This is a genomic window from Rahnella perminowiae (assembly GCF_019049695.1).
GTDB lineage: Bacteria > Pseudomonadota > Gammaproteobacteria > Enterobacterales > Enterobacteriaceae > Rahnella > Rahnella perminowiae.
The window spans coordinates 139,089-163,445 of record NZ_JAFMOT010000182.1 but is presented as its reverse complement, the minus strand read 5'-3'; the positions used below and the strand labels follow the sequence as shown (position 1 = coordinate 163,445).

Below are 24,357 nucleotides of genomic sequence, written 5' to 3'. Positions count from 1 at the left end.
TTCAAAATGTTACGGTTATTTAGGAGAAATCTTATGGCGACTTCCGTATTGGCTAACTGGCACGGTCATGATTATCAGGCTCGGTATTTCTGGATTGAGGCATGCCGGCTTAAAAATCCTCAACAAGATTTCGTCGCAGAAGTTTCCTATGAGGCCGACGGCCCTAAGGCTTTTGATGACGTCATTACCCGTTATAACCCCCCCCGTCGCAGCTCCGGACCCGAACGGATTCAGGCCGACTACTATCAAATCAAATTTCACGTTACGCAGGCTGTTAGCTTTGGATTCAAGGACCTGACTGATCCCGCCTTCATAAGCGCTAAGTCCTTCTCAATCCTTGAAAGGCTCAAACAGGCAAAGAGCACTGAGCCTGCCAATTCTGCTTTTCACCTTGTAACGACAGATCGAATTATCGATGCAGACCCGCTTGGTGAGATAATCAGTAATGTGGATGGCTCATTACGACTCGATAAGTTGTTTGATGGAACGACCGACAGGAGCCGTAAGGGCGAGGTTCGCAAGCTCTGGCGTGAACATCTCAAGCTTTCCACTGATCAGGAGCTGGAGCAGGTACTTACTGGCTTTCACATTCAACAGTCACAGCCCACGCTTGAAGCGATGCGTGAAAAAGTTAATACCAGCTTTCAGATCATTGGCCTGATCACCTGCGAAACCAGTTCGGAATTCCGTTTCGATGGCGCTGCGCGCGCCTTACGCAGTCAGAAACGTTATCGGTTTACCCGAGAGCAATTCACAGCCCTTTGCGTGGAAGAGAAATGGATCAGATTGGAAGCACCTGAAAGCTTCAGAAATGTTGCGCTACGCTCTTTCAGTGATGGGCCACTGGACATCATGGATGCACTTCCGGAACACACACTCTCCCTGCTTTCTCTCTTCGAAGGTCGCTTTCCCTCCCCAGGCATTGAGTGGAATGATGTTATTAAGCCCCAGGTAGAAACCTTCCTGACAGGTATCAGGCAGACGGAGCGTAAAGTTCGGCTGTTTCTGAATACTCACAGCTCTATTGCATTGCTTGCCGGTAAATGTCTTGGTCATAAGTCAGGCATGGAAATCGAACTGGTCCAGAAAGGGAGAATGGGCGACTCCATCTGGTCTGAGTACGAACCCCACAACGAAACTGCTGCGGTTATCGACATTGAGGCTGTTGGAACCGGAAGCGATGTTGCTGTAGTGCTCAGCATCACGAGAAATGCGCTGACAAAAGCGCGCGCTTACATACTCGCAAATCAGCCTGACATTGGACGGATCATTCATGTCACCCCCGCAAACGGGTACGGACAACGGTCGGTGAAAAACGGTTCGCATGCCGTAGCGCTTGCCGAACAGATATCCGATGCCGTCACGGATGCAGATTTACCGGTTGAGGGAAGCCTGCATATTTTCAGCGCTGCGCCGAATGCCGTTAATTTTTATCTTGGTCAGCACACCGATTTTCTGGGGACATGCGTCTTTTACGAGTATGACTTTGAACGTCAGCGAGATGCCTCTTACCTTCCTTCATTTAAGGTTTAATCACCATGGAACTTCAACCACAGTTCAACGAATTTTTAGGAAACATCAGGCCGACTGATAATCAGAAGGCTGACTGGAAAAGCGGCGCAAAGACCCTGCGCGATCGCCTGAAGAATTTCGAACCACTTCAGGATATCGTCGTATCGACGTTCCTGCAGGGCAGCATTCGTCGTTCAACGGCAATCCGTCCGCTGGGCGATAAGCGCCCTGATGTTGATAGACCCTACACGGATATCTCCCACCGATGCAATGGACCTGTTCATCCCATTCCTCGACGAGTATTACCCGGGAAAATGGGAGCCTCAGGGACGCTCTTTTGGTATCACCCTCTCGTATGTCGAACTGGACCTGGTGATTACCGCCATCCCAGAATCAGGCGCTGAAAAAAGCCATCTTGAGCAGCTCTATAAGTCAGAGTCAGTTCTGACGGTTAACTCTCTGGAAGAGCAATCTGACTGGCGCCTGAACAGAAGCTGGGCCCCCATTGTGGATGGGTTGTTTGAGAGCAACAGAGCCCAGGTAGAAGATGCCCCCGCTTCAGAATGGAAAGCGCACCCGTTAGTGCTTCCTGACAGAGAAAAGAATGAATGGGGCCGGACGCATCCACTCGCGCAGATCAGATGGACCGCCGAGAAAAACCGTCTTTGCAACGGTCACTACATCAACCTTGTCAGGGCGGTGAAATGGTGGCGACAGCAGAACAGCGAAGACCTGCCAAAATATCCTAAAGGCTATCCGCTGGAGCATCTGATTGGAAACGCGCTGGATAATGGCACCACATCAATGGCCCAAGGGCTTGTTCAACTGATGGACACTTTTTTATCGCGCTGGGCAGCCATTTACAATCAGAAAAGTAAGCCGTGGTTGTCAGATCACGGGGTTGCAGAGCATGACGTGATGGCGCGCTTAGCAGCCGAAGATTTCTGTTCATTTTATGAGGGCATTGCGGGTGCGGCGGAAATTGCCCGTAACGCGCTGGCGTCTCAGGAACCTCAGGAAAGTGCAGAACTCTGGCGCCAACTGTTCGGATCCAAGTATCCTTTACCCGGTCCTCAGGGCGGCGATCGCAATGGTGGATTTACAGTGCCAAGTAAACCAGCAGAACCACAGAAAACCGGACGCTTCGCTTGAGTACAGTCGTTCAGCAGGTGCCAGTAGAGCTGCAGGCAGCGTTCACCCTTATCAATAATGATCCAAGGATGCGGACGAACAATGCCTGGGCGCTCTCTGCTGACAAGAGATGGTCGCTTAAATTCACCGCCGGGCTTTCCGTATCCTGCTCCAGGTTTATGCCAGACAACAGCGTCTGGCATCTGGTCCTCTGGCAGGAAGAGGCTCAGATACGCATAGAGGTTTATCCCGATAAATCGGAAGGTATATCAGCAACGTTTCAGCACCAAAACTACAACTTTTCGGATGCGTCTACCCGCGGATGGACATCAGGAAATCCGTGCCTTGAGAATACGCCCGCCGCATTTGGTCGTAACTTATGGGGACAGGAACCCGAAGCATTACTCGACCGAATCAGCTGGCGACTCAGCAGGCTGCTGCTCTGGATTGACGCCGCTGCGCAGGAAAAACTTGCCACAACCGGGGATGCTGTTGAACTCCCCGCCTTCCCCGATCAGTCACCCTTTACCGTAATCGGTTTTAGCGAACAGACTGATGATCTCCCTTTCTGGGCATCGAAAACAGGAGAATGGGGGTTTGCAAGCAGCACTGGATTGCCCGGTGCGCGCGGTACCCGCTTTTTGCGTGAGTTTTTTGATAACAAAGGAAAGCTTATCCGGACAACCAAATGGTCCCCGTTCATGCGCAAAGGCGCGAGAACAACGAACGCAGTGTGGACTGTTTTGCCTACCCTCCCCGTTCTGTACCCATGGCAGGCACCCAGGACCTGGCAGGAGCTTAGCCGTTGCTTCGCACAATGCGGGTTATCACTGCCGGATCTCTTTTCAGATATTGGGCGTTCTGTCAGAGCTCTGCGCAAGCAACACTCGCCCGGATTACTCTTGCTGGGCTTTCCGCTGGAAAACAAAATTGGAGATGAGCCAACGCGCATTCACTGGCTGGCGCTGCATCTGGCCGGTCTCAGTAATACAATGACAAAACGCCCCGGATTCCGCCCAACGGAACGGAATCGCAGAGCCTGGGATCGCGAACAGCCATTTTCACAGGAGCCCATCAGGTGGGTGAGGACGCAGAACTGGGCTGCCGACCAGCTCAGAACACGTGGCGAAGCAGCCAACGACATTCGCAGCAAAAAGGTGCTGATAATCGGTGCAGGCTCACTGGGCAGCATGATTGCAGAAAACCTGATGCGCATGGGTGTTGTCAGCCAGGGCATTCTGGACGCAGACCTCCTACAGACCGGAAATCTGAGCCGTCACACCCTGACAATGACGTCAGTTGGCCATAACAAAGCGGCCGCGCTGGTTGAACATCTGAATCGTATTCTGCCTGACGCAAGTGCACGTTCATTCAGCTGCGCGTTTCCCCCTGAGAGTGAGGTCGCAAAAAACTCACTGCGTCAGTACGACGTGATCATTGATTGTACCGGTGATGATGGTGTTCTTAAGTCATTGGCGGCATTTGACTGGCAAAGTGAAAAAATATTTATCAGCCTGGCGATGACATGGCGAGCTGAGGGTTTATTTGCCTTTGCTGCCAGTGAAACAACGTTTCCGGTTAAGGATGCTTCCAGCCGCTTCGACGCCTCGGCGTCACCTGATATCGAGATGGATGAGGCGAGAATAGAAGGCATCGGGTGCTGGCATCCTGTATTTCCGGCCCGTGCCGATGACGTACAGTTATGGGCGGCCGTCGGAACAAAATTCATTTGCCGGGTGGTCAGTGCGCCAGGGAGAATCTATGAATATTTTAAGCAGATGCCTGATGGCACTGTCGAGAGAGAGCCGCATGAGTATTAAAGATGTGACTTTTTCGAGTGAGAGCGCACTTTATACGGTCGTCATTAGCTCCTCAACCATTGAGCAGATGGTTTCCGAATGTCTTAAAGCTGGCGTAAATGAAACAGGTGGCATTCTGATTGGCTCATACAGCGAAGACAATTCTACGGCAATGATCGTGGAAGCCACGACCCGACCTCCGGATTCACTCGCTGGCCGGACTACATTTCAGCGGGGCGTCAGAGGGCTGAGGTCATTACTTCATACCCGCTGGAAAAAAGGATTGTATTACGTTGGTGAGTGGCATTTTCACCCAGGAGGCTCACCCGAGCCCAGTGGTGATGACTTCAGGTCCATGACAAGCATTGCAGCGAACCCTGACTACCAGTGCTTGGAGCCTGTAATGATTATACTTGGAGGGGATCCGGCAGGCTCTTACAGTCTGAGTGCCAGTGTATTCCCAAGGGGAGACACCCCCATCAGACTGCGATAGGTACTGATTTAATATCCGTCCCCTTTGTTTTCCATCAGACCATGGTCTTCAGGCCCGAAGCGCCACTTTTTGCGGCCCGGCAGAGCTTCGCGCTCTGCCGGTTCGCTCAGTCGACAGATACTCAGGCTGGCCAGCGAGCCGAGGTGTTCATTGTGTGCGGCGTCACTTAATCATCGGTTCCATGAACGATTTCGGTTGAGGTGCTTAATACAAACCACACACGCTTACAAAACCGCTTTCCGAAACAAGAAAACGCGGGATTGCAGAAATGATCGCTTTCAGAGCGACCATTACCAGTCCATAAAGCCTGTGTCATTACCATCTGCCCCGCCGTTGATTCAAAAAGAATGCTGTCATCACTATCCGCTTTTCGCTCAGGCTGTGTGAAAACCCTAGTCCAAAACTCATGTGAGCGTGTCTACGCAAAATCTGAAATTAATCGACCGGTTAGTAGAGCCGAATTTTACGTATGAGCGCGGTTTTCAGCTCTGTTTTTGGCAGTTTCAGCGGCCAAAAAAGTTTTCACACAGCCTGCGCTCTTAACTGACTGTCATATTGGGTTGTGTACTGTACGAGAAAGCTGTATAGCGATATGAGCTAATGCAATTAATCACATGGAGTAACTACACATCAATCCCTTCTTGGGGTTGTTTTAATTCCACTGCAGGAACATGACTGTTCGTTGCTCGCCCTGTCTGGGCTCCGCCTCACTCATGTCCCTACAGCGTTACTGTTTTAAAAGCCCCCTTCACGCAGAGCCCCATTCCTTTGCAGTGCATTCCCACTCAAAGCTTATCCATCAAATAACGATGCGCTTTGGATGCCGCGCTGGCGGCCTTGAAAATATAGCGCTTGTCGTTCTTCAGTGCTTTCAGCCAGGAAGCGATATAGCTTTCATGCTGGACCTCCCCGACAATCCCCAGATCCGCCACCAAGAAAGCGCTTCCCAGTTCGGCGATCAACTCCTCAAACGCATACTCCTCACTGCCAAACTTCCCTTTCATTTCACGGTTCAGTCGACTTTTTGCCCCGCTCCAGTGAATCAGCTCATGCAGGCCGGTGGCGTAGAAATTGGCAGCATCGGTAAAAAGACAACGTTCCGGTAAACGGATTTCATCGGTTGATGGTGCAAAAAAGGCATTTTGTCCCTTCTCAATGATGGTTGCACCACTGTTACGGAAAAGCGCTTCCGCACGCGGTAGCGGCTCAAAGGTCTCTGCCGGACAAACGGCTTCCTCACTCAGAGGCAAACCATCAATTTGCTCAACATTAAACACGGTGAACGTCTTCAGCATCGGGATATAGTCAGTTTCTCCGTCGTCATTTTCCTTTTCCAGCGTGGTATAGAAAATGGCGGTAGTGCCGTGTTCCCCTTTACGCACCTGCCCGCCTTCCGCTTGCGCCTGTTTGTAAGTCATCCAGCGTGAATCCTTGAATCCCTGTTCTGACGCACTGCTCCACAACAACATGATATTCATCCCGCTGTAAGCAGCACCAGTCGCATAATTTGAAGGTAATCCTGACATGCCCGGTACGCGCTGCCATGGGCAAGACCACGGCTTAACGCCGGCTTTCAATGCCGCAATGATGCTGTCAGTAACGGCCTGATAAATATCTGTTCTGGTTTGAGAAAATTTCGTTTTTGAGGAGCCTGACTGCTCCAGCGGGGATACGCTGGTCGCCGCTGCGGTGTTAGGTGCGCTAGCCTGGGTATGCAGGGAAATAGTCATGATTTTTTCTCCGTCAGTGGTGTGATTTTCGTCTTCGTATCGCCTGACGGTTCGCTTTCCCGACATTGTTCCGGCACGCAAGGGCGCAGAATGCGTGCTATTTACCCTTGCGGGACGGGTTGTGTTGGGAAACGATTAGCCGGAAGCAGATACGGGAACGGAAAACACACGGGAGAAAAACTGACCCTGCATAGCCGAGCATAGCGCCCCTTAGGCAGCAGCGGTGAAATGGGTTTGGGGTTTCATCAACACTTAGTGATCCTACCCACCATTAGTGGACACGTGACTAAGTGAGCAATCTCTCAACCAGAAGTGATTACTCATGACAAAACCAGCATCAACCAGCGGATTACCAGCCCCTGCTGAAACGGCATAATCAGTATGGCAGTATGAGTACAAAGGGCTGCTGCTACGATAACGACTGTGTGGAAAGCTTCTTTCATTCGCTGAAAGCGGAGTGTATCCACGGATAACACTTTAAAAGCCGGGAAATAATGCGGATGACGGTGTTTAATTATATCGAGTGTGATTACAATTGTTGGCGACATTGCAGTGCCTTTGGCAGTCTCAGCCCGGAACACTTTGAAAACGAAAAACCTTGCTTAGGGCTATACCACACTACGCAGGTAAGATCACCTCTCACCGAAGTAATACCGGGGGCAGCGAATAATGTTAATTTAGAGACAGAAGCTGCCGGGAGATGGTGGGTCAAGATCTGCATAAGCGTCCTAACTATCTTGATAAATTAGATTGAAATCTGAGGGGAATTCCGTTGGAAGTAGAAATGTGGGATGGTGGCTTACAAGAGCAAGAAGTGGTAGCTATCCAGAAAATAAAGGCTGCGTTTTCGGATAATTTATCCAAGCCTGACAAGTCTGTTCGTGGAGGTTCTATTGGCGAGCAGCTACAAAGCTATGGTTATACTGGCAACGGAATGTTCCCCTGGAAAGGTTATGCAGGTTTTCGCTTTGTTGAGGCAAAAAAAGAAGGTGAATTCGATTTAGTCATTGTTACACATTGCAATGTGATCATAGTTGAGTTGAAGGACTGGAACCATCAGCCTGTAACTACGCGCGGGGAGACTTGGTATAAGGGCGATAAGAACATGGGACGCTCGCCAGTAAGCGTGACCCGTGGAAAAAAGTTCACGCTGGACAACAAACTCAAGCGTCTGACAGACCGTTTTACGAACAAAGGCTATGTTCCATCTGTACATTTCTTTGTTGTGATGACTGGCAATGCTGACTTCAGTGAGTTACCGGAAGAACAACTTCACCATACGGTCTCGTTAACAGATTTTCTTAAATTTGCTGATCGCAAAACATTCAACAACTACTTCAGACCCCATCCAGACTCCCAGGTTCTAAACAAAGATTTTCCCCTTTTTGATAACCTTTTCTTAGGACCTCAGACAGCGCCAAAAGCCCTGAGGGTTAATGGATTCGAAGCTAAGGATATGATTTTCGAACATCCTAAAAAGGTGTATCGGGAATACCTAGCAAAATCAGAAATATCAGCAAATAGCGAAGCATTACTCAGGGTATGGAATTTCCGGAATATCCAAGGGACGAAAGCGTACACGCCGGAAGGAAGAGCTGAGATCGTTTCACGTGAGCGTGAAGTGTTACAGCACATCAATCACCAGAACCGGGATCTGTATAACCACTGCCTGAGGTCTCTGACGAGTTTTCAGAAAGATGAAGTGACGGCCGAGTACAGCGAAGTTTATGAGCTTCCACCGGGTCATGTTCGGTTTAACGAATTCATCGGAAAGTATGGAAAGGCGTTTTCAGACCTGGACCGATTGAATGTGGTCAAACTGCTCATTGCGAAGTTTAGCGATCTCCATGAGATGAAAATTGCGCACAGGGATATCGCCGATCACAGTCTGTGGATTTCACCTTCAAAAGAAGTCGCCCTTTCGAACTTTATTTCGGCATATCATCGACCAGCTGGAACGGTCGGAGATTATCGTAAGCTTTTATCCGTGGGCGCTGTCGAGGTAAAAGACATGCTTGAAGGGGGTGAGCTTACGCCTTTTCAGCAGGATGTTCATGCCCTGGGTCTTGTAGCGTGGCACTTATTAAGCGGTAAGCGCATGTCGCCAAAGAGTCTGGAGACAGTACAGGAGAGTATGTTAAACAGTCAGCACTGGTATTCAGATGTATTACTGGATGCTGTTGCTGCAAAATTTGCTTCCGCGACGGATTTCTTTGACGCCCTTAAACAAGCTGAACCTGCAGGCAAGGCGATCCCAACATTTGATGATACTGAGCTTGACCCTTATAGGAATGCTTTTAACCACTCTCGTCAGTATCGGGAAGATGATGACTTTCTGGTAGAAACATCTGATAAAGAAGTCTATATCTCGGGTGGACGGCTGGTCAAAGCGTGGCTGAATGTTGGTGGGCAAGGAGACGATCCATCAATAAACTTCCAGGTTTTGAAGTTTTTAAAACAGGTCGAACAGCTTTCTTTAGTTAAACCAACGTATCTGCCTGAAATTCGCGAATTTGGTATCGCATCTAAATCATCGAGTCTGTACATGGTAACGGACCAGGTACAAGGAGAAACCTGGGACAAAATGGTGGTCCTGGATGATGAAAAAATCGACCTGATTGATAAGTTTGTCGCCGCAGTTGAGCATTTGCACGGTCTTGGTGTTTCTCACGGGGACATCCACCCTGGCAATGTGATGCTTGGGACGGAGGGGCGCTCGCTTTTCCTCATCGATATCCCCGATTTTTCACCGACGGGGGACGAACCTAAAAACCACAGCTACAGCCCTGAATATATTGATAATTGCACTTCCTTTGAACGCGATAACTATGCAGTGATGAAGATGTCCTGCGAGTTGTTAGGTTTGTCCTGGGGGCATGAATCAGAACTTTACCCAACTATTGCGAATGCCATCCGGGCTGAACTGGAAGATCCTATTTTTGGGTTTAAAGATTTAGGCCGGTTTAAAAAAGCGGTAGACAGTTATGACCTGGCGTCAAAACAAGCTTTGATACAGATTACAGCAGGAAACGCCGTTGAAATAATCTCTGTTCTGCCTGATAACGGGCATCTGTATGTCAAAGTTGAGCCAAATCGTAAAGAGCCAGCTGAAGTAAAAATCACTTTCACCGGGATTGGTGGCAGTTTTTCTGCAATGTTCAGCAAAGAACAGAAGACGCTGCTTTATGGCTTTAACCCAAGGGCTCGTTCATCAATTCGTAAGCAAGATATTGATGAAAGCCAGTTCGAAATTGGTACCGGTATCAGGATTACTCCGGGCAGCCCGCAGGATATGTCGACGTTGACAGTATTGCTTAATGAAGAAGAATCTTTTACCCGGGCAATCGAGTTGATTGCCGCATCTGAAGACGTTCAGGCACAGGATCGGCTTACTCTTCAGTTAAAAGATGCCTTTGCGAGACTGGATAAGCAGGCGCTGGAGCCTGCTTTAAAAGAAGTGCTGGAAATCCCGACGGTGAAGCTGTGGCGCGCAACTCTGGATACTGAAACAGAATCCTATCCGAACATTGAAGTCAGTGGTGAGGTAGTCCCTGTTGCAGATGCTCATGGAGAACTACTCATACCTTACTCTGCAGACGTTGATCCTCTTGGCGCATTCAGAAGTAGCGATGAAGTTGAAGCCTTACAGGTCGATCAGGAAGGGGTTGAGCGATTTATAGGTGAGGTGTCACTTAAGAAGTCAGAGCTCAAAGAGATTCGACTGGTCAGGGTGCGTTCAGCAGCCTACAGGTTGAAAGATTCTGATATTGTCTTCTTCCGCACAAAGCAGGATCGGGCGTCTTATCAGAAGCGTAAACGAGCGCTGGAACGCCTCCTCGATCGGGAGAGTGTGCTGCCTGACTTAATTGACCTGTTCGACCCATCCTGCAAACAGGATGCTCAAAATTATGGTATCACTGTCAGCGATGCTGATTTTGCCAGATACGACCGTGAAGACCAGCACGGAAACAAGATCAGCCTGAATGACCAACAAAGAAAGGCGTTTAACACACTGATTAATAATGGCCCTCTCTCCCTGCTGCAGGGGCCACCGGGGACCGGTAAAACCGAGTTTATCGCGGCCTTTGTCCATTACTTGATTGAGAAACAGAACACCAAACGCATTTTATTGGTTAGCCAGTCACACGAGGCTGTAAATACAGCGGCCGAGCGTATCAGAAAGCACTGTTCCCGACTTGGTACAGAGCTGGATGTCGTCAGGTTCAGTAACCGTGAAGGGGCAATTTCTCCGGGACTGAAAGATGTATATTCAAACGCAATCACAACGGAGAAGCGCGAACTGTTCAATGCTGAAATTAAATACCGCGTTGAAGCATTGAGTGACGCCATGGGTCTGGAGCCGGGGTTTATTTCGGGTGTCGTGCTTGCGGAGCTCAGGTTGTTCAAGCAAATAGATCACCTTGAGAAATTGCTCTATCAGGTTAACGATTTAACCGCTCCAAAAGAGATCAATGAACTGAAAGATATTGCAGTCGAACTCGACTTTTCCATCCGCTCCAGGCTGAGTCAGGAGTATGGGATTAACCTGGACAAAGACGCTAAGGTCTCTGCAGCAAAAGACATTCTGATCTCAAGGCTGTGTACGGAGTATGGTGTCAGACCTGATGAGGCACAAAGAGTAAAGGCATTAGCTAAAATATCCCGGGATATGCAGGATGCTATGTCGGGAGAGCGAGTGAACCTTGATGAGTTTTATTCACGATCTAGGCAGTTAGTGGCTGGCACATGCGTCGGTATTGGACTGGGGCACATTGGTATCCAGGAGAATATCTACGATTGGGTGATCATTGATGAAGCTGCGCGCTCGATTGCGAGTGAACTGGCCATTGCGATGCAGTCGGCCAGACGCGTCCTGTTAGTGGGTGACCATCTGCAGCTTCCACCATTGTACTCAGATGCTCACAAGGCGGCATTAGCGAGGAAACTGGGTATCAATAATTCTCGTACTGAAATTGATGAGGTGTTACGAAGTGACTTTGCTCGTGCCTTCAACTCTGCTTATGGTGCGCAAGCTAGTGCAGCTCTGCTGACACAATATCGTATGGCGCCTCCAATTGGCGATCTGGTATCGAAGACCTTCTATGACGGGAAGCTTCGAAATGGAGAGCGAGCAATTCCAGATGTCTATCAGCATGCACCAGAAGCTTTACGTAGCGTAGTGACTTGGCTTGATACTGCTAACCTGGGCCATCGGGCGCACCATTTAGAAGACCGCGGCACAAGTATTTACAACCGCAGTGAAGCTGACGAGATTATTTCTGTACTTAAACAGGTATCAGCGAATGATGAATTCGTCGCTCAGCTTTCAAAGCTCGTTAATAAAGATGAAGCTGCTATCGGAGTGATTTGTATGTATGCCGAACAAAAGCGGTTGCTCCGTCAGAAATTCAATCAAGAAATCTGGAGCGACGGTTTTAAGGATATTGTTAAAATTGACACGGTTGACAGTTATCAGGGCAAGGAAAATCGGATCATTATTTTATCTCTGACGCGTTCGGATAAGCAATATAGCCCAGGTTTCTTACGCGCTCCAAACCGTGTAAATGTTGCAATGTCACGAGCAATGGATCGCTTATTGATTGTTGGTAATGCCGATGTATGGAAGGGAAACAATAAAGAGCTGCCATTAGGCTCCGTTGTACGCTATATGGCTGAACGAGGTCAGGATGCTGGATATACGTTCCTCTCCGCTCAGCAGGGAGGGAAAAAGAAATGATATCTGATAACAATGTAACCTATCACGAGGTTGACTTCTTGCTGCCCGCGCAGAGGTTTAACATTCAATTTTCATATGTTTCCCAGAAAGGGCTGCCATTTATCCGGGAATTTGTTCTGAGGCTTGTTCATATAGCCTCAATGAGTAAAGCACAAATATCAACCTATTTCGGGCTAAGCCATCGTGAGACAGAGGAGGCGATTTCAGATCTTGTGCAGCGTGGCGAACTTACGCTCTCCTCAGACGGTAGACTGACCTTAACCGAAAAATCGAATGGATATTTTTCTGAGGTTGGCGAGATACCACACCTTTCAACTGTTCAGGACAGTGGTGGTACCTTGTCATTTGATTTAGCGACCTTTAGTTGTTTCAGCAACCAAAATGTCCAGGACCATTGGATGGGAGGCATACCATTAAAGGTTGATGACAACAATATTTCTCAAAGTGAGAGATTGGTTGAGAAACACTTTCAGTACCAGTTTAATCAAATCCTGGATAAAGGTTACCTGTCTCACTTACAGGTTCAGGGCGGAAAAGAACAGCCTTCTATTTATACAGTTAATTCAATTAATAAACTCCGGCAAATGCCGCTGCGTTTAACAACTGAGTTTAAAATGGATAGCGATGGAAAAGCTGTCGAGCGTGAAGACTATGAATACTTAAACAGCTCTGAATATGTTCATGAGTTAATGGCTATTGAAATATCCAGGTTGTTAAGACTTAATAATACCATAAGCATATTTAAGACCATGATATCACTCAACGATGAAAATACGCTTACGTTATTTGACTCAAAAACGAATCAACTTAAGCCAGCTTTTATTAAAGATATGCAGGCCCTAGAAGAATATTCTGCCTCAGGCAGAACGACTTTCTTAGGCCCAATATACGCTAAAAATAATTGGGAAAGGCTGCAGAAAGCTTTGGCACCGCTGCTCAGTCAGCGTATCAAAGACAAAGCTGATCATGGCGGTAGTCATTTCATGTGGATAGCACCATCAGATGCATACTGGTCAAAGAGCGAACGCTTTATCTCCAGCCTGAGTGATTTTATTCACAAGTCGAGTACGAAAGATAAGCAGTTATATAAACCTGTGCTATATGTGCCCGTCTCAGATGATGTTGATTCCAAGGCAGCCAGACAATGGAAGTATGAACTTGGGCAATTCCACGAGTACGCTAAAGGGCTTGTAGAAGGATTGTTAGATGGTAATGTTGAGCTCCTTCATCTCGAGGATGAATTATCTGTTGTTATCTATCATATTTCTCAACCAGAAACTTTGCCAGTGACTATGCCATTGGGCTTTATAACAACTAACAAAGTGTCGGTAAAGATTATTGGAACGCTGATTACTGAATATCTGAAAAGTAGCTCTGGTTTTGATAAACCACATGATCGTGGTCCTGTTTCTTCTTTAGTTCGAAATAGTTGAACGACTGGCCATCACAAGGGCAATTTTTGCCCTTGTGATGGATAAATTAAGTAAATCATAGCAAGCGTCATCCCAGCACAGTCTGGTTCCGGATCAAGAATCCTGTAACTTAAGAACCCAGTTATTTTGGAGGTGGACGTGTAAGTATCCCGACAAGCCGAACTGACCTGTTCCCCATGAAGTAACATATCGCAATGTTATCAACGCCCGCTTTTGGCACTGAGGCAGACTGCCAGAGTTTTTTGGACACAGTTCCACTAAGTTAGTAGGATCAGCGTTTCCCTTCCAAGGGGACACCATAGTAACACTCACCACATGTCGCAAGGGAGATCAAACTTGGTTTTGTAACCTGCGCCTATTGGTGGTCATTTTGGTGGTCTTGACAGGAAGTTATTTTTGATTTAGCTTAAATATTAGCCAGTTACTGGCAAAGGCGATCCCAGTCAGAGGAGCCAAATTTAGAAAAGCCCGCTTAAGGAAACTTAAGCGGGCTTTTTGGTTTTCATAAAACTGAACAAACCTTTGTATAATTTAAATTCAACGAGTTAGCGTGAAAAGTCTTCCCGATGCATTTTCATTCCCCCTCCGCATCGGTATTGTCTAATGCCGGTGACCTTCACATTTCCCATCAGAATATTGAAATACTCGGTTTCAACCCCCGCGTCTAATATGCGATACATTTTAATTTCAGCAGATTTAAGGGTGAGTTCGCGCGCTGTTTATTGTTTGGCAATCGCGTCATGCCGCGATTACGTCAGACGTCCCCCCGCTCAGATTGGTATGTCCACTTCTGAACGGAGAAATGTCAGAAAACAGCACTCATTAAACACCCCGATAGCAAGGCGTTTAATGCAGCTTACGGTTGTCATTATCTCGACATTGTCACCAGAATCGGCTTTTTCACGAACAGTCCGTAGCTAAGCGCGCCCAGCATCAGTAAACCGGCACCGAGGAAGAAGACGTTGGTGAACTGTCCGGTTGCATCAAGGATAATTCCGGTGACGATCGGCGCACAGGCTGCCCCCAGGAAGCCACCAAAGTTCTGAATTGCCCCCATCGATGCCACCTGCTCTTTCGGCGCAATGTCTGAAGCCAGCGTCCAGATCACACCCTGCGGCAGCTGCGAGAAGAAGTAGCCAATCGACAGCAGTGCGATACTCAATGTTGTGCTGTGCACGAACGGTATTGGCGCAACAAAGCAGGCCGCCAGCGCAGCACCGGCAACAATCGGCACCTTACGCGCGGTAATGGTTTTCACACCGCGACGGATAAGACGGTCAGAAATGGCCCCGCCACACAGCACGCCCAAAATCCCCGCCAGGAACGGAATGGCCGCCAGCCAGCCGGTTTGTTTCAGGCTAAAGCCCAGCGATTTCTCCAGATAACCCGGCAGCCAGGTCAGGTAAACCCAGATGGTAAACATGATAGAAAAGTTACCGATCACCATAAACCAGGTGGTTTTATGTCTGAACAGCGCCCCCCAGCTCGCCTTGTTATTGCCGTTAACGTCGGTCACCGACTTCTGCACCCACTGAGAATTGGCATGGATCACCTTTTCTTCGCGCTCGGTCGGATTGCGGTAAAATTTCAGCCAGACCAGCAGCAGCGGAATCCCCGCCAGGCCAATGGCAATAAACATGCCGCGCCAGCCGAGCGTTAACAGCAGCACGGTCAGGATTGGCGGCGCAATGGCATTGGCAATCTGCGAGCCGGTATTGATGATGGAGGTCGGCAGTGCGCGCTCTTTGTCAGAGAACCAGCGGTGAGTGATCTTGATGCCGGAGGTAAAGAACGGTGATTCGGATATGCCCAGCAGCATGCGCAGGGCATAGAACATGGAATAACCATTAACGAAACCTGCCATCACCGTGAAGGTGGACCACAGGCCCACGCCCCATGAGAACATTTTTTTAGGCCCAAAACGGTCAACCAGCCAGCCCGCCGGCAGGTTTGCCAGCGCGTAAGGCCACAGGAATGCCGACAGCAGCAGACCCATTTCCGTCTGGCTGAAACCAAACTCTTTAGCAATAGTCGTATTGGCGATACTTAAATTGGCACGGTCGAGATAATTAATCACTGCCGCCATTAACAAAATAAAAATAATGCCCCAGCGCAAGCGTGAAATAACAGGAGCGGCCGTTTTAAACAGAGGTGCATCGAGAGAAGAGGTAGCATCTTTCATAATTTCAATCATCCACTATGGGTTATTCATAAATAAGGCATCACTGAACAGGCTCAGATGAATTTTAATCACAGCTTTACGAATAAAAGACTCGCTTTGGGTATTACAACAAGGACGATGTAAATCTTGCGGAAAGAAAACGGCAAACATGCCGGGTTCCAGATGAATCAGCGATTCATTATTCGTTTCCTGGTAAAACACGATGTCGTGCTTCTCCGCCCGGTCTTCTGCCACCTCATGCTCCGCCGCACCACGCGCCACACCGATGGTTTCTTCTCCCTGCAAGAGAAATTGAATATCGACAAACTTGAAATGTGACTCAGCGCGCATTTCATGAGCAGGAACGGTATTCATTTCCTGAAAAAGACAAAACATCTTGTCCGGAATAATATCGAACTTCCCTGGTGTTAGTGTTGAGAAATCAGTTTGAGTAATATACTCAATACCTTTATTAATAATCGGATGGAAAGCGAATTTTTCACGTTCCCAGTCTCTCAGGCAACATACGATCATGTTGAATAATCCTTTTATATTTATTTATATCAAGGGTCGGATTACGGCTAAAAACGTTATAAATTAAAACTTACTGCCCGGAAGCGTAATCATTTGCAAGAATATTCGACCAGGCGATCAATCAGCGGATAAGACGGCTGCTCATCCGCATCACTCACCGCTATCGTCTCTTATACGGCAGCGATTTTTTTCTGCCACAGCGCAGTGCCGCTGTGGATTTGATCCAGCAATACCGTCAGTCCCCAGAACTTTTCCAGCACATTGTCTTTATTCACCCGGCAGAACTCGCTGTCGAAAGTGCCCAGACGCTGATGATAAATCTTGGCATTCTTCGGATACCCTAATGTTTCCGTCACCGCGCCCAGCGACAGGAAAATAGCTAACTCATCGGCGAGTTGCGGCTGGGTTGCCGCCTTGTGATACAGCCAGCTGTAAAGTTCGGGATGAAAATTGGTGAACACGCCGCTGAATCCTTTAGACCCCGCCTGCATCGCCGGGTAAGCGATCGCGGCGTTAGCATTAATGATGTTCAACGGCGTATTCGCCACCAGCTTCACGCGGCGGGTAACGGTTGCCAGATCACAGCTCACATCTTTCAGTACAACGAAGCGGCCGGTGTTAGCGCAGTATGTGAGCTCTTCGTCGGTCAGCAGGCGGCGATACGGTGCAGGACACTCATACAGTCCCAGCGGCATAGATTCAGGCAAAACACTCAGCAACTTATCCAGCGTGGCGAAGAAGGTCTCACTGCCCTGATTTTTCGGGTCAAGATGATTGGTGACCAGTACCAGTGCGTCGGCTCCGGTTTTCGCCATCGCCTTCAGCTCACTGATTTGGTCATTAATATCATCACTGATGTGGCCAGAGGCAATCACCGGCACGCGCCCAGCGACGTGTTTCACCACAAACTCCGCCAGCTCAACGCGCTCTTGCAGAGTCAGAAATTGCATCTCGCTCGACTGACACACGGCAAACAGCGCATCGACACCTTTCTCAAGATACCAGTCGATCAAACGGGTCAGGCCAGGGTAGTCAATCTGGTTGTCTGCGGTGAAAGGGGTCAACATCACCGGCACGATACCTTCAATACTTTTAGTCATTACTGCTCCTTAAGACGGAATCGATTACGTGGCCGCCAGACTCAATGCATCAAAGCAGCGACCGTTACAGGAAATTAAAGAGTGAACGCAGCATTTACCGCTGCGCCAGACGTGCCAAAACCTGGGGGTTATCAGGCATGTTTGATGCGCCTTCGCGTTCGACTGCCAGCGAGGCAAATGCCGAGGCATAGGTCGCCGCCTGCACCAGACTTTGCCCATTGGCGATACCTGAGGCCAGCGCGCCGTTGAAGGCGTCTCCTGCACCGGTGGTATCAACGCTCAGCGCCGGGAAAGCCGGAATGTGCTGGAACTGATTGCCGTCAAGCAGCAGCGCGCCGCGCGATCCCATCGTAATAATGACCCGCCTGGCACCCTGACTGACGATACGCTGTGCAGCCTCTTTGGCACTGGCTACATCTTTCACGTCAATGCCGGACAGCTGCGATGCCTCAGTTTCATTAGGGGTAATAACGTCAACATATTCAAGACACTCAAGCGCGTGGTTCGAGAAAGGGGCCGGGTTGAGTATCACCTTCACTCCCAGCGCTTTAGCCAGCTTCATCGCGCTCAAGGTAGCGGCAAAGTTGTTTTCGAGCTGCACCAGCAGCACGTCCGAATCTTCAAGTTCGGGCGCGATTGCCGCCACTTCGTCTTCGCTGATGGTTTTATTGGCGCCGGAATAAATGGCAATCATGTTCTCGCCGTTTTCCTGCGAGACATAAATAATGGCGTTGCCGGTTGGTTCGGTTTCTGACTGATAAAGGGTAAAGGAGTGAATCTCCGAGGAGGTCAGGTGATCATAAGCAAACTGGCTGAACTGGTCCTTACCCACCTTGGAAACGAAATGCACCTTGGCACCTGCACGACTGACAGCCGTGGCCTGGTTGGCCCCTTTGCCGCCGGGGCCGAGTGTGCTGCCCAGCGCCAGCAGAGATTCCCCGCCTTTTGGAAAACGTTCAACTTTTGCCACAATATCGACGTTAAATGAACCCAGAATACACACCTTACCTTTCATGTTCTTTCCTTTACCCTGTTGCACAATCTGCTTTCTTTTCTGACTCTGCAGCCGTTGTAGCAACACTTCAAAGTTACCGCCGGTGTCAGTAATCAGCTTTGACTGCAAACTTCGCCGGATTACCATTGCCCCGCCGTGACAGCGCTGAACCAATTTTTCAGCCGCCAGGACATTCAGATCATTGCGAATGGTTTCTCGGGTCACCGCAAACAGGGATGCCAAAACATCCACTTTTACCCGCTCATTTTTATCCAGATATTCCAGGATTTGTTGCCGACGCTCTTCAAGAAACATAGCCACCCACCTTCTCTGTATTCAGAATAAATGTATAAAACAGGTTAAATAGTGATGATGCTCATAGCTTAAATAGCAAAACGGAAGTAAACAAAAATGGGAACTTATGTTTTTTGTGACGTAATAAGCGGGGAATTCTGTCGGGCAAAGCAAACAAATGCTCATTTTGAGAAAGGAAGGTGTAAGCCGGATGGTTTCATGAGAGAAGCCCGTTTAAGGAGATTTAAGCGGGCTTTTATTTTTTGTCATTAATCTTCCGCCATGCTGGAAAATGTCCGTCACGGGAGATATTAGTGATGGAGGTTTATCGCCATGAGATGTTGAAGATCACAAAGTGAGATATATTTCATTTCAACAGATGACATAAAAAGAGCCCGAGGTAAGCGAACAATTTTAACTATCGCAATGGCCAGGATATCCCGTCAAAAGAGCAGAGACTGATCCTGTCGATTTTCGTTTAAACAGATTCAAATCTTACCTGTTATGACTCCTGCATCTTAACGACCACTTTCCCCTTCGCGTGTCCCTGCCCCAGATAGGCAAGAGCTTCCTTTGTTTGTGCAAAAGGGAATACCTTGTCGATCACGGGCCTGATTTGTTCAGCCTCTATGAGTTTACCGATTTGAGTAAGCTGATCGCCATCAGGACGGACAAAGAGAAATGAATAGGTCAGCCCTCGTTTTTTCGCAAGACGCATCATCTTGCGGCTCATCAGCCCGAAGACAAAACGCAGAAAGAAATTTAATCCCCGGGTCCGCGCGAACGCAGCATCTAACGGGCCGGTGAGAGAAACAATCTTTCCACCCGGCCTGAGAATTTGGGTAGATTTTTCAATTGAATCGCCTCTGACAGTGCCGAGAACCATATCGTAGCCACTCAGCACATTTTCGAATTTTTGCTTTTTATAATCAACCACTTCGTCTGCGCCAATCTGACGCACCCATTCGACATTGCCCGTACTGGTTGTTGTCCCCACCTTTGCCCCAAGATGCTTCGCCAGCTGGATGGCAAAACTGCCAATTCCCCCTGAACCTGCCGGAATAAAAACCTTCTGGCCCGGATGCAGCCCGGCTCGCTCTGTCAGTGCCTGCCAGGATGTGAGGCTCACCATCGGGAGCGAAGCTGCCTGCACAAAATCCAGACTGGCGGGTTTCATGGCCGCCGCGCTTTCAGGCACCAAAGCAAATTCGGCAAGGGAACCCGTTCCCTTGTCAAAAATGCTGGCGAAGACTTCGTCGCCTGGCGAGAAACGCGTCACACGACTCCCCACGGCAATGACCACTCCGGACAAGTCGCTGCCCAATGTGGCGGGGAGCTTAAAATGCAAAACCGGCTTAAATATTCCGGTTGGGATAATGTTATCAATCGGGTTCAGACCCACCGCATAAACTTTAACCAGGACTTCATCAGCATCAGGGGCAGGATAATCTACGTTATCAAATCCCCGCTCTGGGGATTTACCATAGCGTTTAAACGTAAACGCTTTCATCGTCTTAGTTTTCATTTGTTGTTTGCCCTGTCGCGTTTGCCAATGAAATTTCCTTAGCGGCCCTGTTGCCGCGCAAAAAATCCCCGGTAATAACCCATCGTAAAAACGTCTTTTTTATGCTTTCGCATCAAGCTGAAGACTTTTGCGCACCACCTTATCCAGGAATGAAGCAGGGGCGAATCTGAGAATAAAATTCAACTGACCGGCCAGCTTGCCTGCCGTGTAACGCATCTTCGGGCGTAACGTCTGAGCCGCTTTAACCACCACGTCAGCCACAACCTGCGGACTTTCCGCCTCAGCCATCGCCTTGCTTACCACTTTCGCCAGCTTAGCCCGGATCTGGTCATACTCCTGAAGCCTGGCATCCGGCTCGATATTATTGGCTTCAAATTGTGTTTTTATGTAGGCAGGTTCAATGACAGAAACTCTGATGCCCTGTGTGCGCAGTTCGTGATCCAGTGCACCCGAATACCCTTCAACCGCATGCTTACTGGCCGCATAAAGTGCCACATAAGGTAACGGAACGATCCCGAGTATCGAACCGATGTTAATGATGCGCCCGCTGCCCTGACGGCGCATATAAGGGATCACTGCCCGGCTCAACCTGACGATGCCCAAAAAGTTGGTGTCGAAAATGTGTTTGGCCTGATCGACAGAACTTTCTTCCGCCGCCGCCGGCGCGACCCCGAAACCCGCATTGTTCACCAGAACATCGATCCGCCCCTCCAGGCGCAGCAACTCATCAATGGCGGCCCCGACAGAAGCGTCGTCTGTCACATCCAGCGTCAGTAACGGAAACGGAGGCTTTCCCGCCTGAGGACCACGCCGGCTCGTGCCATATACCCTATACCCCGCCGCTAAAAGTTTAAGAGCAGATGCTTCGCCGATACCTGAGGACGCGCCGGTAACCAGTGCTACACGTTTTTTTGTCATGCTGAATAAGGCCTTCATGATGAGTTTGTGGTTTCTCATCGCTGATGAGAGGACAGGCTGTAAGAGATGTATGTCGGATTTACCGCTGTGCAGAACCGTCGGAAGACCGTTCTGCACAGTTCACCTCATTGACTAAAGTGCTTTATATCGTTCAGCGACTTCATCTTGTTTAATGTCTGAGAGCAGAGCCTGACGCGAAGCATCGAGGGTGTCCCAGCGGGCTGCATTATGTAAAGGCGGGATGGTGACCTGTTCACGGCGATCAAAGCCCACCAGTGCGGCATCCACTAACTCGCCCACTTCCATGAATTTTGCCGCGTTACTGATGTCGATACCCGCACGGTCCCAGATTTCCGTGTAAGTGCCGGCAGGGAGTACCGCCTGGACATAAATGCCCTTAGATGACAGCTCGACATTCAGTCCCTGAGACAGGAAAAGCACAAAGGCTTTAGTTGCACCGTAAACCGTCATGGCAAATTCCGGGGCCAGGCCTACGACAGAACTGATGTTGACGATCGATCCTTCCCCCGCTTGCACAAAGCGTGGTGCCACGGCGCTGGCCAGTCTGGTCAGGGCGGTGACGTTAAGCGCGATAAGGCTTTCTATCGAATCAGGCGTCTGCCCGGTAAAACTGCCGGACTGCGCGATACCCGCGTTATTGATAAGGATGCCAATCCGTGAGTCTTCACGCAGACGGGCTTCGACCGCGGCTAAATCACGCGTTTGCGTGAGGTCGGCAGGCAGAACGTCGACAGAAATGCCATTTTCCTGTCGCAGACGCGCGGCCAGTGTTTCTAACTTCGCGTTGTCGCGCGCGACCAGAACCAGGTCGTGGCCCCGGCGGGCAAACCGTTCAGCGTAAACAGCACCGATACCTGTGGATGCGCCTGTGATGAGAACTGAAGCTTTAGTCATAAGTTGATCTTCTTTATTAAGGTGTAAACAGAATCCGCCATGTGCGATGTATGTAGGGCTTTACTTGCTGGTCTCAGTCAGCGACGGGTAATCGGTATATCCCGCTGCACCACCGCCATAAAGCGTTTCAGGATTGAGTGAGGCCAGAGGCGCGCCCGTCTTAAGCCTTTCGACCAGATCCGGGTTGGAGATGAACGGACGACCGAACGCGAACAGATCGGCTTTACCTTGCGCAAGCTGAGCGGACGCCAGTTCCAGGTCATAGCCATTGTTGCCGATGTAGGTGTTTTTAAAACGCCGGCGCAGGGAGTCGTAATCGAACGGTGATACATCACGCGGGCCGCCCGTCGCACCTTCAACCACATGGAGGTACACGATGCCCAATGCATCGAGTTGTTCAGCGAGGTAATCATATTGTGGCTGCGGATCACTGCATGAAATCGCATTAGCAGGTGAAACCGGTGAAATACGTACGCCTGTACGTTCTGCACCGATCTCATCTTTTACGGCCGCCGTGACTTCCAGCAACAGGCGCGCACGATTTTCCACGGAGCCGCCGTATTCATCAGTACGCTGGTTTGCGCCGTCTTTAAGGAACTGTTCCAGCAGATAACCATTGGCACCGTGGATCTCTACGCCGTCAAATCCGGCCGCAATGGCATTGGCCGATGCCTTCCTGAAATCATCGATAATCCCCGGTATTTCCTGCAATTCAAGCGCACGCGGCTCTGAGACGTCAGTAAAACTATTGTTCACAAAAGTCTTCGTTCCGGCACGGATAGCGGACGGTGCGACCGGCGCAGCGCCACCAGGCTGCAAATCAACATGCGAAATTCGTCCTACATGCCAAAGCTGTACAAATATGCGCCCGCCTTTGGCATGCACGGCGTCAGTCACTTTGCGCCAGCCATCGATCTGAGCTTGTGTGTAGATCCCCGGCGTATCCTGATAACCCTGCGCCTGTGCGGAGATCTGCGTCGCTTCGGTAATCAGCAACCCTGCTGTGGCACGCTGGGCGTAGTAGGTCGCCGCCAGTTCGCCCGGTACCAGACCCGCTGCGGCCCGGTTACGTGTCAGCGGTGCCATCACGATGCGGTTGGTCAGTGTGATTGCGCCAAGATCATAGGGCTGAAATAAGCGTTGATTTGTCATGTTTATTTACCTGCTAAGGGGTGGGTCAACGTGTCAGCATAATGATGATGATCATAATCTATAAAGTCAACCGGTTTGATTATGACCATCATCAATGTATACTTAACCCCTATTTTTGAGAGGGCAGGAAAGCATGAAAGTGTCAAAAGATCAGGTTCGGGAAAACCGGATGCGCATTGTTGAAACGGCCTCAGAACTTTTTCGTGAACGCGGTTACGATGGCGTGGGCGTTGCGGAACTGATGTCTGCTGCAGGCTTAACCCACGGCGGGTTTTACAAGCACTTTGGTTCCAAGGCTGATCTGATGGCGGAGGCAATGAGCTGCGGTTTTACGCGTTCTGCAGAAAGCACGGCAGGTGTGGACCGGGAAAAATTTATTGAATACTACCTCTCCCGACAACATCGCGATGATATGGGAAAAGGGTGTGTGATGTCGGCACTGGGCACCGATACAGCCCGTCAGTCTGCGTCAATCAAGGCGACATTTGCCGCCGGAATTGAACGCCAGCTGGCAATTTTAGGAACTGAAAATGGCACGCGCGCTGACCTGATAGATACCATCGCCCATCTTGTCGGTGCCCTGGTGTTGTCCCGTGCCTGCCCGGATAATTCCGCTCTGGCTGATGAAATTCTGGATGTCTGCCGCACTCAACTGCTCAGTCAGGACGCGCGTAAAGATTGAAAGTAGAAGATCCGGAAATACGGCCCGGCGGGGCCGACGATGCGCAGGCGAAGGCACGCGTCTCGGCCTTCACCGGCAGGTCCGCAACATATCCGATGGGACCGGACCCGATCCCATATAAAGCAAATGATTTGTTTAACTGACGGTGCTGTTGGGACGGTCGTCCCTGCTCATCCGGTCCGGTTAACGCTAACGTTTCGCGATTCCGTTCGGACATCGCATCAATTTCTGTCCCTGTCCGCGTCAA

The 24,357-nt window shown here is 49.6% G+C and carries 16 protein-coding genes and 3 pseudogenes; 9 read left to right on the top strand and 10 right to left on the bottom strand.

The window, feature by feature from the left end; translation table 11 throughout:
- The first annotated feature begins 33 nt into the window (after positions 1-33).
- The 5 genes and pseudogenes from cap4 (at position 34) to J1781_RS26520 (ending at position 4,935) form a co-directional block, all read left to right on the top strand.
- Positions 34-1,533, top strand: a complete 1,500-nt coding sequence (gene cap4, locus J1781_RS17295; RefSeq protein WP_217233935.1) for a CBASS system CD-NTase-associated protein Cap4 — start codon at positions 34-36, stop codon at positions 1,531-1,533.
- A 5-nt stretch (positions 1,534-1,538) separates the two neighbouring features.
- A pseudogene (locus J1781_RS26525) lies at positions 1,539-1,691 on the top strand (SMODS domain-containing nucleotidyltransferase); the annotation flags it as partial.
- A gap of 52 nt (positions 1,692-1,743) precedes the next feature.
- Positions 1,744-2,664, top strand: a complete 921-nt coding sequence (locus tag J1781_RS17285; RefSeq protein ID WP_238483566.1) for a hypothetical protein — start codon at positions 1,744-1,746, stop codon at positions 2,662-2,664.
- Positions 2,661-4,463: a ThiF family adenylyltransferase gene (locus J1781_RS17280; RefSeq protein WP_217220134.1), complete on the top strand. Its 1,803-nt coding sequence runs from the start codon at positions 2,661-2,663 to the stop codon at positions 4,461-4,463. Before J1781_RS17285 ends, J1781_RS17280 begins: the two co-directional genes overlap by 4 nt.
- Complete coding sequence (locus tag J1781_RS26520) at positions 4,405-4,935, top strand: Mov34/MPN/PAD-1 family protein (RefSeq protein ID WP_217220132.1); 531 nt, start codon at positions 4,405-4,407, stop codon at positions 4,933-4,935. Before J1781_RS17280 ends, J1781_RS26520 begins: the two co-directional genes overlap by 59 nt.
- A gap of 785 nt (positions 4,936-5,720) precedes the next feature.
- Here the strand turns inward: J1781_RS26520 and J1781_RS17270 are convergent.
- Positions 5,721-6,665, bottom strand: coding sequence for an ArdC family protein (locus J1781_RS17270; RefSeq protein WP_217233932.1), 945 nt, complete (start codon positions 6,663-6,665; stop codon positions 5,721-5,723).
- Positions 6,666-6,997: 332 nt separating this feature from the next.
- Here J1781_RS17270 and J1781_RS17265 point away from each other — a divergent pair.
- From J1781_RS17265 to J1781_RS17255, 3 genes and pseudogenes are all read left to right on the top strand, one after another.
- Positions 6,998-7,258 (top strand): annotated as a pseudogene (locus J1781_RS17265) (IS3 family transposase); the annotation flags it as partial.
- Positions 7,259-7,449: 191 nt separating this feature from the next.
- Positions 7,450-12,402: an AAA domain-containing protein gene (locus tag J1781_RS17260; RefSeq protein WP_217233938.1), complete on the top strand. Its 4,953-nt coding sequence runs from the start codon at positions 7,450-7,452 to the stop codon at positions 12,400-12,402.
- Entirely contained in the window at positions 12,399-13,835 is a 1,437-nt protein-coding gene (locus J1781_RS17255; protein ID WP_217233931.1) for a hypothetical protein, read from the top strand. The genes J1781_RS17260 and J1781_RS17255 overlap by 4 nt, the downstream gene beginning before the upstream one ends.
- Positions 13,836-14,437: 602 nt before the next feature.
- Here the strand turns inward: J1781_RS17255 and J1781_RS26210 are convergent.
- The 9 genes and pseudogenes from J1781_RS26210 to J1781_RS17215 all read right to left on the bottom strand — a co-directional run.
- Positions 14,438-14,539 (bottom strand): annotated as a pseudogene (locus J1781_RS26210) (type VI secretion system tube protein Hcp); the annotation flags it as partial.
- Positions 14,540-14,703: 164 nt separating this feature from the next.
- Complete coding sequence (locus tag J1781_RS17250; protein WP_217233930.1) at positions 14,704-16,017, bottom strand: MFS transporter; 1,314 nt, start codon at positions 16,015-16,017, stop codon at positions 14,704-14,706.
- Between the two features lie 15 nt (positions 16,018-16,032).
- The gene (locus J1781_RS17245) at positions 16,033-16,530 is read right to left on the bottom strand and encodes a NanQ anomerase/TabA/YiaL family protein (protein ID WP_217233929.1); all 498 of its coding nucleotides are present in this window, start codon (positions 16,528-16,530) and stop codon (positions 16,033-16,035) included.
- Between the two features lie 170 nt (positions 16,531-16,700).
- Positions 16,701-17,630 carry a Dap2 family DHDPS-related protein gene (locus tag J1781_RS17240; protein WP_129952594.1) on the bottom strand — a complete coding sequence of 310 codons (930 nt, stop codon included), beginning with the start codon at positions 17,628-17,630 and terminating at the stop codon, positions 16,701-16,703.
- Between the two features lie 94 nt (positions 17,631-17,724).
- Positions 17,725-18,939, bottom strand: a complete 1,215-nt coding sequence (gene rbsK / locus J1781_RS17235) for a putative transcription factor/ribokinase fusion protein RikA (protein WP_217218672.1) — start codon at positions 18,937-18,939, stop codon at positions 17,725-17,727.
- Between the two features lie 481 nt (positions 18,940-19,420).
- Entirely contained in the window at positions 19,421-20,443 is a 1,023-nt protein-coding gene (locus J1781_RS17230) for an NADP-dependent oxidoreductase (protein WP_217233928.1), read from the bottom strand.
- Positions 20,444-20,542: 99 nt separating this feature from the next.
- Complete coding sequence (locus tag J1781_RS17225; protein ID WP_217233927.1) at positions 20,543-21,361, bottom strand: oxidoreductase; 819 nt, start codon at positions 21,359-21,361, stop codon at positions 20,543-20,545.
- A gap of 132 nt (positions 21,362-21,493) precedes the next feature.
- Entirely contained in the window at positions 21,494-22,276 is a 783-nt protein-coding gene (locus J1781_RS17220) for an SDR family NAD(P)-dependent oxidoreductase (protein ID WP_217219657.1), read from the bottom strand.
- Between the two features lie 60 nt (positions 22,277-22,336).
- Complete coding sequence (locus J1781_RS17215; RefSeq protein WP_217233926.1) at positions 22,337-23,428, bottom strand: alkene reductase; 1,092 nt, start codon at positions 23,426-23,428, stop codon at positions 22,337-22,339.
- Positions 23,429-23,561: 133 nt separating this feature from the next.
- On the opposite strand from J1781_RS17215, the gene J1781_RS17210 reads away from it, so the two are divergent.
- Positions 23,562-24,110: a TetR/AcrR family transcriptional regulator gene (locus J1781_RS17210; RefSeq protein ID WP_129991160.1), complete on the top strand. Its 549-nt coding sequence runs from the start codon at positions 23,562-23,564 to the stop codon at positions 24,108-24,110.
- Positions 24,111-24,357 lie beyond the last annotated feature (247 nt).

Coding starts and splice junctions, on each gene's coding strand:
- cap4 (WP_217233935.1), top strand. CDS start 34: ATGGCGACTTCCGTATTGGCTAACTGGCACGGTCATGATTATCAGGCT.
- J1781_RS17285 (WP_238483566.1), top strand. CDS start 1,744: ATGTTGATAGACCCTACACGGATATCTCCCACCGATGCAATGGACCTG.
- J1781_RS26520 (WP_217220132.1), top strand. CDS start 4,405: ATGAATATTTTAAGCAGATGCCTGATGGCACTGTCGAGAGAGAGCCGC.
- J1781_RS17270 (WP_217233932.1), bottom strand. CDS start 6,665: ATGACTATTTCCCTGCATACCCAGGCTAGCGCACCTAACACCGCAGCG.
- J1781_RS17260 (WP_217233938.1), top strand. CDS start 7,450: ATGTGGGATGGTGGCTTACAAGAGCAAGAAGTGGTAGCTATCCAGAAA.
- J1781_RS17255 (WP_217233931.1), top strand. CDS start 12,399: ATGATATCTGATAACAATGTAACCTATCACGAGGTTGACTTCTTGCTG.
- J1781_RS17250 (WP_217233930.1), bottom strand. CDS start 16,017: ATGAAAGATGCTACCTCTTCTCTCGATGCACCTCTGTTTAAAACGGCC.
- J1781_RS17245 (WP_217233929.1), bottom strand. CDS start 16,530: ATGATCGTATGTTGCCTGAGAGACTGGGAACGTGAAAAATTCGCTTTC.
- J1781_RS17240 (WP_129952594.1), bottom strand. CDS start 17,630: ATGACTAAAAGTATTGAAGGTATCGTGCCGGTGATGTTGACCCCTTTC.
- rbsK (WP_217218672.1), bottom strand. CDS start 18,939: ATGTTTCTTGAAGAGCGTCGGCAACAAATCCTGGAATATCTGGATAAA.
- J1781_RS17230 (WP_217233928.1), bottom strand. CDS start 20,443: ATGAAAACTAAGACGATGAAAGCGTTTACGTTTAAACGCTATGGTAAA.
- J1781_RS17225 (WP_217233927.1), bottom strand. CDS start 21,361: ATGACAAAAAAACGTGTAGCACTGGTTACCGGCGCGTCCTCAGGTATC.
- J1781_RS17220 (WP_217219657.1), bottom strand. CDS start 22,276: ATGACTAAAGCTTCAGTTCTCATCACAGGCGCATCCACAGGTATCGGT.
- J1781_RS17215 (WP_217233926.1), bottom strand. CDS start 23,428: ATGACAAATCAACGCTTATTTCAGCCCTATGATCTTGGCGCAATCACA.
- J1781_RS17210 (WP_129991160.1), top strand. CDS start 23,562: ATGAAAGTGTCAAAAGATCAGGTTCGGGAAAACCGGATGCGCATTGTT.